This is a genomic window from Chamaesiphon polymorphus CCALA 037, from assembly GCF_003003845.1.
Taxonomy (GTDB): domain Bacteria; phylum Cyanobacteriota; class Cyanobacteriia; order Cyanobacteriales; family Chamaesiphonaceae; genus Chamaesiphon; species Chamaesiphon polymorphus.
Window position 1 is genome coordinate 1 of record NZ_PVWO01000170.1, and the last position, 10,766, is coordinate 10,766.

At 45.3% G+C, this 10,766-nt stretch carries 10 protein-coding genes and 1 pseudogene; 9 read left to right on the forward strand and 2 right to left on the reverse strand.

Annotated features, from left to right (window positions below; all coding sequences use genetic code 11):
* Positions 1-69 precede the first annotated feature (69 nt).
* Entirely contained in the window at positions 70-1,245 is a 1,176-nt protein-coding gene (locus tag C7B77_RS14205; protein WP_106305824.1) for a n-acyl-d-glucosamine 2-epimerase, read from the reverse strand.
* Positions 1,246-1,477: 232 nt separating this feature from the next.
* Here C7B77_RS14205 and C7B77_RS14210 point away from each other — a divergent pair, with 232 nt between their 5' ends.
* The 3 genes from C7B77_RS14210 (at position 1,478) to cobA (ending at position 4,069) form a co-directional block, all read left to right on the forward strand.
* Positions 1,478-2,356: a choice-of-anchor Y domain-containing protein gene (locus C7B77_RS14210; RefSeq protein ID WP_106305827.1), complete on the forward strand. Its 879-nt coding sequence runs from the start codon at positions 1,478-1,480 to the stop codon at positions 2,354-2,356.
* Positions 2,357-2,444: 88 nt separating this feature from the next.
* Positions 2,445-3,155, forward strand: coding sequence for a sirohydrochlorin chelatase (locus C7B77_RS14215; protein ID WP_219892152.1), 711 nt, complete (start codon positions 2,445-2,447; stop codon positions 3,153-3,155).
* A 128-nt stretch (positions 3,156-3,283) separates the two neighbouring features.
* The gene (gene cobA, locus C7B77_RS14220) at positions 3,284-4,069 is read left to right on the forward strand and encodes a uroporphyrinogen-III C-methyltransferase (RefSeq protein WP_106305833.1); all 786 of its coding nucleotides are present in this window, start codon (positions 3,284-3,286) and stop codon (positions 4,067-4,069) included.
* Positions 4,070-4,083: 14 nt separating this feature from the next.
* Here the strand turns inward: cobA and C7B77_RS14225 are convergent, their stop codons facing one another.
* The gene (locus C7B77_RS14225; RefSeq protein WP_106305836.1) at positions 4,084-4,293 is read right to left on the reverse strand and encodes a hypothetical protein; all 210 of its coding nucleotides are present in this window, start codon (positions 4,291-4,293) and stop codon (positions 4,084-4,086) included.
* A gap of 399 nt (positions 4,294-4,692) precedes the next feature.
* Between C7B77_RS14225 and C7B77_RS14230 the strand changes: the two genes are divergently transcribed.
* The 6 genes and pseudogenes from C7B77_RS14230 (at position 4,693) to C7B77_RS14260 (ending at position 10,682) form a co-directional block, all read left to right on the forward strand.
* The gene (locus C7B77_RS14230; RefSeq protein ID WP_106305839.1) at positions 4,693-5,655 is read left to right on the forward strand and encodes a hypothetical protein; all 963 of its coding nucleotides are present in this window, start codon (positions 4,693-4,695) and stop codon (positions 5,653-5,655) included.
* Positions 5,656-5,684: 29 nt separating this feature from the next.
* Positions 5,685-6,782, forward strand: a complete 1,098-nt coding sequence (locus C7B77_RS14235) for a phosphotransferase enzyme family protein (protein WP_106305842.1) — start codon at positions 5,685-5,687, stop codon at positions 6,780-6,782.
* Positions 6,779-7,336, forward strand: coding sequence for a DOMON-like domain-containing protein (locus C7B77_RS14240; RefSeq protein WP_106305845.1), 558 nt, complete (start codon positions 6,779-6,781; stop codon positions 7,334-7,336). Before C7B77_RS14235 ends, C7B77_RS14240 begins: the two co-directional genes overlap by 4 nt.
* Before the next feature lie 70 nt (positions 7,337-7,406).
* Positions 7,407-7,928 (forward strand): annotated as a pseudogene (locus C7B77_RS31110) (Imm6 family immunity protein).
* Positions 7,929-8,307: 379 nt separating this feature from the next.
* Positions 8,308-9,039: a sulfite exporter TauE/SafE family protein gene (locus C7B77_RS14255; RefSeq protein WP_106305854.1), complete on the forward strand. Its 732-nt coding sequence runs from the start codon at positions 8,308-8,310 to the stop codon at positions 9,037-9,039.
* Between the two features lie 116 nt (positions 9,040-9,155).
* The gene (locus C7B77_RS14260; protein ID WP_245894197.1) at positions 9,156-10,682 is read left to right on the forward strand and encodes a tetratricopeptide repeat-containing S1 family peptidase; all 1,527 of its coding nucleotides are present in this window, start codon (positions 9,156-9,158) and stop codon (positions 10,680-10,682) included.
* Positions 10,683-10,766 lie beyond the last annotated feature (84 nt).

A 10,766-nucleotide genomic window follows, 5' to 3' on the forward strand; every position in this document is an offset into this window, starting at 1 on the left:
CCCATCCACTCATCCACCCATCCACCCATCTACCCATCTACCCATCCACCCATCCACCCATCCACCCATCTACCTCTTACTCAATTCCTCAAACTCTCTCCAGCACATCAATAATGCGCGGGGGACGTGGAAACAGCCTTTCCATTTACCGCCTTTGAGATCGAGTAATACTTCACCTTGACGATCGAGATAGCCAAACCATTCGCCATATTCCGGATCGGCAAAATGGCTCCAGGTATACTCATGCACCTTACAATACCAGTCCCAACATTCCGCTCTACCAGTAAGCCGATAACCCATTGCCAGCGCGACGAGGGTTTCGACATGTACCCACCATAGCTTTTGGTTCCACTCTAATTGTTGGGGCGGATGGCCGTCGGCATCCATGAAATAATAGATACCACCATATTTATCATCCCAGGCATAATTCAGGATATTTAATACGACATCGACAGCTTGGTTAATAGTGGCAAGATCCTGACGGCGATTGGCGATATCCATGATAAACCACATGGCCTCGATCCCGTGTCCGGGATTGATCGATCGACCCTCGAAACAATCCACATGGCTGCCATCGGGAGCGACATGCTCGTACATCAAGCCGCGCTCTTTATCGAGAAAGTCGCCCATTACTTCTGTGACAGTCAGATCCAAAACTCTGTCGAGTTCTTCCTCTGGCAATAACCAAGCCATTTCTAGGGTAAGATTGGCCAAAATCATCGGTACGGCGAGAGATTTGAGCGATCGAGTACCGGGATAGGTTTTATTGTAGCGACCCTTGGGATCGTCCTTGCGCCGCAACACATTTTGATAGGCTTGCAGGGCGACATCTTTCGCCCAAGATTCGCCATCAGCGAGGGCAAATTGACTGAATGCCATCGCCGCAAAACAGTCAGAGAAGATATTGTAAGGCTGTACGAGGGGCTGTCCCGATCGATCGAGGGCAAAATACCAATTGCCCTGCAAATCGCGCCCGTATTCGGCTAAAAAGTTCGCACCGTGTCCGGCAATCTTCAGCCATTCACTGCGCTGCTCCACCCGATTGTACAACATTGAAAACGTCCACACCTGGCGGTTCTGGAGCCAGATAAACTTATCGGTATCGTAAACTTTGCCCGATCGATCGAGACAAGTATAGTAACCGCCACATTCCCAATCGATCGAGTTTTGCTCCCAAAATGGCACCACATTATTTAGCAGCGTGTCTTTATACAGTCGTGCCAGTTCTGTGAAATCGTAATTCATCGTTCCGATCCTTGCGATAAGTTGAGCATTATCGTAATAATTGCACAGCTCTTGGTATTTTTCTGTCTTGTTACCACCATAGCTACAAGTAACGATAGAGCTATTTCGATGGGGGCGACAGTAGCTAGCAAAACTTATGTAATATTTCTTAAAAATAGTTAGATTTCTATTTTACCGCGAGCATAATAGGAACGAATCTATGTTTTATCTATATATTTAAGAGGTGTCGCCAATGCAACTCAAGTCTTGGTTAATAATTGCCGGAATCGCAGCATGTAGTACTATGGCAGCGGGAAGTTTCGATCGAGTTGGTGCTGTCACGACAGTGCTATATGATGGTACTTCAGGCGTGACACCAGATCTTTATAATGCCCCTAACTCTTACTTGAGTTTCACAAATTTAGGTACGGGTACGCAGACAGCTAGTGGCGGTGCCACCACCCTAAATACTACTTTGGAAGCCACTTATGCGGGGTATTCTAATTACAATAGCGGTGGTAGTTTAGTAAATTCATCATTTCCAGTACTAGATAATAGCATTGGCTATACATTGAGTTTTACATTCAAAGCTAATTCCCAAACTAATAATGGTACGAATGGTGACTTTCGTGCGGGTTTTAGCGCGATCGTTTTAGGAAATGATAATCGCGGAATTGAAATTGGCTTTAGAAAGCAAAACACCAAAGTCGCAGGTCTGACTCCCGATATTTTCTCTCAAAATGATAGTAATTTTAACAGTCTTGGCGAACAAAATAATACGATCGGTACGATCCTCGACAATCTAAGTACATACCAATTAAATGTATTAGGAAATACATATCAGCTAACTAGCGGTGGGAATACACTGCTAACTGGTTTAGTTCGAGACTATACTGGTGCAACGGGGCCGTTAAGTGCTGTTTATAGAACGCCCAACTTTATTTTCTTGGGAGATAACACGACTTCAGCGGGTGCGAGTGTGGATATTACCAATATCAGCATCACCACAAATGCTACCAGCGTACCAGAGCCGAGTAATTGGATCGGCATTGGACTGGCGATCGGATTTGGGATTAAACTCAAAGCTAGGTTGAGCAAATCCAATCAGGAATTTACGAAGTTATTAAAGTAATCCCCAATCCTCGATCGCAATCGATATAATATGGATCTTCGATTAGTGTCAAAACCGATCGTTATCCACTATCCACTATCCATTAAAATTGGCCGACGCTTTTTTATTAGTCTCTCATGGCAGTCGCGATCCGCGTCCGCAAATCGCGATCGATCGATTGGTAGCGCAATTACGTTTGCAGTTGTCACCAGCTAGCGAAGTTGAGGCAGCACAACTAGAATTGGCTGACAAACCATTACACCTGCAAATTAGTAATTTTGCCCGTAAGTGTGGCGACATCGATCGAGTGGTTATCCTACCACTCTTTTTAATTCCTGGCGTACATGTGATGGAAGATATCCCCACTGAGGTGGTACTTGCCCAGCTCGAAATTGGCGATAAAGTGAAGTTAAGAGTGACATCTTTCTTAGGCTCAGATCCCGATTTTGCCAATTTGTTTGCACAGAACCGTTCGAGCCTGCCCCGTCAGAGTATTATTTTAGCTCATGGTAGCCGCCGAGCTGGAGGTAATGAGATCGTCGAACGATTGGCCGAGCGAATGGATCTAGTCGCCGCTTATTGGTCGGTGCCTCCCAGTTTAGCCCAGCAAGTCGCAGCCGCGATCGATACAGGTGCTACAGAAATTGGGATTATACCTTACTTTCTATTTTCAGGAGGCATCACTGACGCCATTGCTGAGTCAGTCGCCCAATTACAACAGCAGTATCCACAGGTACGATTGGTTTTCGGCGAGCCGATTGGCAATAGTCCAGCATTAGTAAACACGATCGGCAAAATCTTAGCATCGATCGATCCGTAGTGGCGATCGATTAAACAACACCAGATGTGGATCTGTAGGGGCGGGTTTATGCAAGCGATCTCATTTGTGCCACGATCTAAAACAAACCCGCCCTTTCTATAGAGTACATCAGCCATCTTCTAAAATTAGTGCAAAATTCAGACAGAGGACAGGTAACAGAGATAGTGGGTAAAGTCTATTTAGTCGGTGCGGGGCCTGGAGATCCGGGCTTGTTGACCATTAAAGGTAAAGTATTATTAGAATCGGCTGACGTGGTGATTTATGATGCCTTAGTCAGTCCCGAAATTATCGCCATCATTTCTCCTCATGCTGAGAAAATCGATGCTGGCAAACGGATGGGCAGGCATTCTTTGCTCCAGAATGAAACCACCGAACTATTAATTACCAAAGCTCGCGAACATGCTGTCGTCGTGCGGCTCAAAGGTGGCGATCCATTTATCTTCGGGCGCGGCGGTGAAGAAATGGAAGATCTGATTGCTGCGGGAATTCCAGTGGAAGTAGTGCCTGGTGTAACGTCAGGAATTGCCGCTCCAGCCTACGCTGGCATCCCCCTGACGCACCGCAATTATAGTTCTTCAGTTATTTTTGTCACCGGACACGAAATGGCTGGTAAATACCGTCCTGGCGTCAACTGGAGTGCGATCGCGCATAGTGCCGAGACGATTGTCGTATATATGGGCGTTCACAATCTCGATCGCATTACCCACGAATTAATTACGGCTGGTTTGGCTGACGATACGCCGATTGCACTGGTACGCTGGGGTACCACACCCGCACAACAAGTTCTGATCGCTACTTTAGCGACTGTTGTCGATCGAGTCGAAACCGAAAAATTTAGCGCACCCTCGATCGCCGTGATTGGCAATGTCGTTCGGTTACACGAGATTTTGGGTAGCACGTTCGCATCAACCTAGGCAAATATCTGAAATTAGCAAACTTGGCGGGATGCCAATTTTTCAAAATGCGCTTGAGTCTGATGCAAAAACAATTCCCGACTGTCAACTGCATTAGTCAGCCTTGGTACGAGATTGCGAGCTTGAAGTGCCATGTGCATCTGTAGATGGGCTACATAGTCACTCATTTCCTCACCTACTGCTAACTGCTCGTCTGGGGCAGTCTGGGCGAAATCGTTCTGCATTACCACTCGCTCTCAAAAATTAAGGTTGGATTTGTCTATACCTATAGAGCAATTTATCACACTCGATCGACTTTGGTCAGGGGGTTGCAACTAAGTTTTACAAAGGAGTTGGGAGTGGATGGGTGGATGGGTGGATGGGTGGATGAGTGGATGAGTGGATGAGTGGATGGGTGGATGGGTAATGGGTGAAACGCTGTTTCACAATACCTAAAGCCTAAAGCCTAAAGCCTAAAACCTAAAGCCTAAAACCTAAAGCCTAAAGCCTAAAACCTAAAGCCTAAAGCCTAAAACCTACCCTCTACATCTGTATTTATACCCACACGGAGTAATCCCTTGTTAGAGTGGAAAAGGCAAGATAATTAAACCTCTAAATATATATAGTTAGCCTTTCGATTTGATATGAAACGACTCAAACGTTATTTGACTATTGCAACCATCGTAGCTGTCGTTATCCTCGGAATTAGGTTTACTCAAGAACTCGAAGATTGGAGCAGACTTGCTACCTATCGACCACCCTCAGAGATCGCGAGACTTGCCACCAGTACGACGATGACGCCGCTAGCGCAGCGATTATTTTATGTTAATAACCCGACGATCGAATCCAGAAAATCTTCACTCAATTTGTGCAAGGGTTCCGAACACACGATCGTCTTAGGTTGTTATGTCGTCCGCAAAGGTATTTTTCTCCAAGAGGTTACCGATCCTCGGCTCAAAGGAGTGATGGAAGTCACTGCGGCTCATGAGATGTTGCATGTTGCCTATCAACGGATGTCGATCTTCGAGCAAAGTCAAATTAATAAACAATTACAACAGGCGTTAATTCAACTCCAAAATCCCCGCATTCTCAGGTTAGTCGCAACATACAATCGTCAAGATCCCAAATCGGTAGATAACGAACTGCACTCGATTTTGGGGACGGAAGTAAGGGATCTCAGCCCCAAACTAGAGGAATATTATCGTGCGTATTTTACCAATCGATCGACAGTCGTAGCTCTATCTGAACGCTATGAGGGCGTTTTTACTGCGCTCCGAGCTAAGGCAAAAACCCTCAGTCAAGAATTAACCACCCGCAAATCGGCACTAGAGCAATTGTCCGCACAGGTGAAACAAGAGGCGCAAACCATTGCATCCGAACGCTCGACGCTCCAAACGGCAATCGTGGCTAATCCCCAAGGCGATTATCGTTTCCAGATATCTAATTTTAACGATCGAGTCAGAAATTACAATCAATTAGTCAGCCAACTCACCGCTCAAACAGACACCTACAATCAAATGGTAACCGAGCACAACTCGATCGCACTGGAAGAAAAGTCTTTGGTAGAATCGCTAGAAAACAAATCGATGCAACAAGTTACGCGATAATTTAGGCATGTTATTTCTCAGGTAGAACCTTGGATCGTCTGACTACTATCGCCCAACAATTTGCTGCATCGCAAGAAGTTATTGCCGTTCGCGCCTTTGGGAGTGGCAATATCAATGATACGTTCTTGGTGACGATCGCCAACGAGATCGCGCCGCACTTCGTGTTGCAACGGATTAATACTCATGTCTTCCAACAACCCGCGCTGGTAATGCAGAATATGCAGATCTTTACCCAGCATATTTTTGACAAATTAGCGCGAGAAACCGCCACCGAGAGACGTTGGGCGGTACCGCAGGTATTACTCACATTAGCAGGTGAAGATAGTTGGGTCGAACCCGATGGCTCGTATTGGCGTGCGATTAGCTTTATCGATGACTCCGAATCGATCGATATCATCCAGGATATCCAACACGGACGCGAAGTTGGCTATGCCTTGGGGCGATTTCACGATTTAATTAGCGATCTCGATCCGACAAGATTAGCCGATACTCTCGAAGGTTTTCATATCACGCCGCAATATCTCGAACATTACCACCGCGTATTGCCGACAACGCAGGTAGAGCGCGATTCCGAAGTAGAATATTGCCTGAATTTCATCCAGGAGCGGCAGGAATGGGCGCGAGTTTTGGAAGACGCTAAAAACGATGGTCGGCTGCCATTACGCCCGATCCACGGCGATCCGAAGGTCAATAACGTGATGATTTGCACCACCACCCAACAGGCGATCGGGGTCATCGATCTCGATACGGTCAAACCCGGACTGGTACACTACGATATCGGCGATTGTCTGCGATCGGGTTGCAATCCGCTCGGCGAAGAAACCAAAGACTGGGAGCAGGTACAATTCGACACACACATGTGTCGGGCAATTTTAGAAGGCTATCTGTCGCAAGCGAGCGGCTTCTTAACAGATTATGACTATGAATATATCTTTGATGGGATTCGATTAATTGCGCTCGAATTAGGATTGCGCTTTTTTACCGACTATTTAGCCGGAAGCGTGTATTTTAAGGTCAAATATCCCACTCATAATCTCGATCGAGCGTTAGTCCAGTTCCAGCTTACTGCCAGTATTGAAGCCCAAGAAACCACCATTCGATCGATTATCGAGGAATTACGAGCGTGAGTGTTTTTACTCTTTATCCTTTTCCGACCGATCGCAGTCTACTACAGGTAAAAATCGACGGTCGAGTCGAGCGATCGGATGACATTCTTTCGATCGAATACCACCTCCAAGGCGATCTCGATTCCATAGTCATCTTACCTCCTTCCGACTCACCTACCCGCACATTTGCACTGTGGGAACATACTTGCTTTGAGTTCTTTATCGGCTCTCCAGGCGAACCAAATTATTGGGAATTCAACCTCTCACCTTCTGGCGATTGGAACGTATTTAGACTCGACAATTATCGTCAGGGATTGCGAGTCGAAAGTGCATTTACAGAACTTCCCTTTCAGATCGATCGACAACTAGATACACTCTCACTCTCTGGCTCGTGGGATCTAACTAAAATTATCCCGGCAGAACGCGAACTAGAAATCGCAATTACAACCGTGGTTAAATTCGTTGGCGAAGCCTCTCCCAGGGAGAATCGAGATGAGATTAGTTACTGGGCATTAGCCCACAAAGGCACCGAACCTAATTTTCATCTCCGCGATAGTTTTATCATCAAAATATAACAACTTTAAAAGTCTGTGGTCGTTGACCAACCTATATTCATATTTCTAAATATTAATTATTAATGTGGACATGGAACAACTGACGGATATTGAATCACTCTCGATCCGTGCGAGAGTAGCCTATCTTCTTTGTCTTACAGAAAGTGTTTTGAGTGAAATTAAATCCAATATAGATGGATACCTTAAGGCTCAACATGGATTAGAAAAATGCTGGGATTGGCTGTCAGAAAAATCACCAATTACTGGCGAAGATCTTTGCTAGATATTGGCTAATGATAATGATACTGGACTAAGTATTTATAGTTCGTTAGCATACGATCGAGAAATCGAATACTCTGCTTGGGGAACAATTGTTTATACAATTGCATATACAGCATGGCAAGCATTCAATTTTGAAGAACAAGGTCTTCCATCCATAATTGAAAGTGTAGATGAAGAAACGGTTGCAGAGATATTTGAATACTTAGATAAAATACCTGCATTCGATCGAAAATATGGTTTGTATATAAAAAACAAACTTCTTGAAAAATTTACTTATGAGCCAGAAAATGAATTTGGTATTCCTATCGATCGAAAACAAATCGACTATTGAAGAGTTTAAGAATGAGTGTGCATCCATTAGCTTGGCAGATGGTATTTTTTTTGATTTATTATGTTAACAATCGAGCCAAGCATCAGGAATAGATCGAGTAAAATAATGTTCGACAGCTTGGAATGCTTCACTCGATCGGGTAATCTCAACATTGCTTGAAATCGGTCTTAGTATCCTTCATCTTGACAATCTATAATTAAGATTTATGCTAACCACTGCTCTAGATTGGCGATCGAGATAAATATCTATTAGACTTCACATAAAAATTCTAATCGATGTAGAGGTAAATCCTTAATTCTAGCTAATAAAGGCTGAGATGATTATAATAATTATTCAATGCTGACAATCGCATTGACGATATCGTGGAGTTAACCAGATCGTGTCGGAATTATTATTAACTGTCTGCATTTTTATTGCTGCTATATTATATAGCTCGGTCGGACATGGTGGTGCATCGGGATACTTAGCAGCAATGGCACTATTTGGTGTCGCGCCAGCGGTAATGAAACCGACAGCCTTAGTCTTGAATATCATCGTCTCAGCGATCGCGACGCTGAAATTTTATCGCGTGGGTTATTTTAAGCAATCGTTATTTATCCCCTTTGCAATCGGTTCGGTTCCCTGTGCCTTTATCGGTGGTTCGATTACGGTACCTACTCAGATTTATAAGCCAATTGTCGGGATGGTATTACTCTATGCGGCTGCTAGATTAGGCTTAATTAAAATCGATGTGGAGCCACAGCAACCTCGCCCAATTTCTGTATATTTAGCGATCGCAGTAGGCATGGCAATCGGTTTATTATCGGGGTTAACTGGTGTTGGTGGCGGCATTTTTCTCAGTCCGCTGCTGCTATTGATGGGATGGGCAACAATTTCCGAGTCTGCTGGCGTATCGGCAGCATTTATCTCGGTTAATTCGATCGCCGGATTGCTCGGTTATCTGACTAAGTTACCTACTTTAGCATCGAGTCTCTGGCTGTGGTCGCTCGTCGCGGCTGTCGGGGGATGGATCGGGGCGGAATATGGTAGCAAAAGAATTGGCTCTCAACGGCTCCGGTATTTATTAGCGGTAGTTTTGGCGATCGCTGGGATAAAATTAATTTTGACTTGAAACTTAGAGTGTTCGAGATGGGCATAGTGAAGATCTAACGTCAGTAAAAGAGATTGGATCTGGGCGCGGTGAAATTATCAAAGACAAAAGAGATGCATAACGATCGATTGAGTGGGATGTCTATCTGGATTTGGCAGTGGTTGCCGATTGGTGCGATCGTCGGCGTCAATTTTTGGCTGGCTCCATCGGCAAGCGCACTATCGGCGATCGAAGTGGGTAAAATTGCCAAATCAGTGACAGTCTCGATCGATAGTGAGAATTCTGTCGGTTCTGGAGTAGTAATTAGAAAAGAAGGCAATATTTATACAGTTTTGACAGCGGCGCATGTGGTTCGAGATCGTCAAGCACAGTTTAAACTTACCACTCCAGATGGTAAAAGTTATCCCTTAACTCCGACGAATATTAAAGCAACAACCGATGCCGATCTGGCGATCGTTAAGTTTCAAAGCTCGACTAATTATCCGATCGCCAAATTGGGCAATGTCGAGACAGCAAGTGAAGGTGCGATCGTCTACGTTGCTGGTTTTCCACTAGCTACAGCCGCCATCAACGCATCGATTTATAATTTTACAGAGGGTAAAGTTACAGCTAATGCCAATCGTCCATTAGCAGGCGGATATTCGTTAGTTTATAGTAATAATACCCTACCCGGAATGAGTGGCGGGCCAGTATTTAATCAAGCTGGTGAAACGATCGCCATCCACGGCAAAGGCGATGTTCAAGAGTCGAATAAAACCTCAGAAATCAATGAAAATATTCGGATTAAAACTGGGTTTAATTTGGGGATTCCAACTAACACTTTTATGCGATTGGCTGGTAAACTAGGTGTAGATTTCGGCGGTAAGCCCCCGATCGTCGTCGCGACAAATCCGCCCAAAACTCCGCAAGCTGTAGACTTTTTCTTAATCGGCGTCGATCGATTCAATCGTGGCAATCTCGGCGGCTCGATCGAGGCAATGAATGAAGCAATTAAGCTCAATCCTCGCTACACCAAAGCTTATCTCGCCAGAGCTACTGCCAACTTCACGTTCAAACGGATCGGTGCGGCAATCGCCGATGCCGATCTGGCAATTCAGAGCGATCCCAATTCTGGGTTGGCTTATGGTGGCAAATGTTTCTTCCTCAGCGAGTTTGGCAAACACGGCGAAGCTCTGGGTGTCTGCAATCGAGCGATATCGCTGGCTCCGAAAAATGCGATGGTTTACAATATCCAGGGACTAGCACAACTGCGACTGCGCAATTATAGTGCCGCCGCCGCCGATCTCGAACGATCGATCGAACTCGATCCGAAGCTTTATTACGCTTACAATAACCTCGCGATCGTCCGTAACGCTCAACGCAATCCCCTAGCAGCACTCAATCTCGCGCGTCGAGCCGTATACATTGCCCCCCAATCGCCCGCTACCCGCGCCCTATTAGGACAATTATTAGTAGCTAACAAAGACTATCGACAAGGCTTAATGGAACTGAATGTGGCTCTCGGTAGGAATCCCCGAATGACTGAAGCTTACAAAGCCAGAGCCATCGCCAATCGTGCCATCGGCAATACCGCAGCCGCCCAAATCGACGATAGGTTGGCTCAACAATACGCCTTCACCAGCACCGAAGGATTTATCGATGATATTAGTTTCTTGAATCAGTAAGTTAGTGGATAGTGAATAGTGGATAGTGGATAGTGGATAAAATGCAACCATTACCCATTATTACCCATCCACCCATCCACCCAT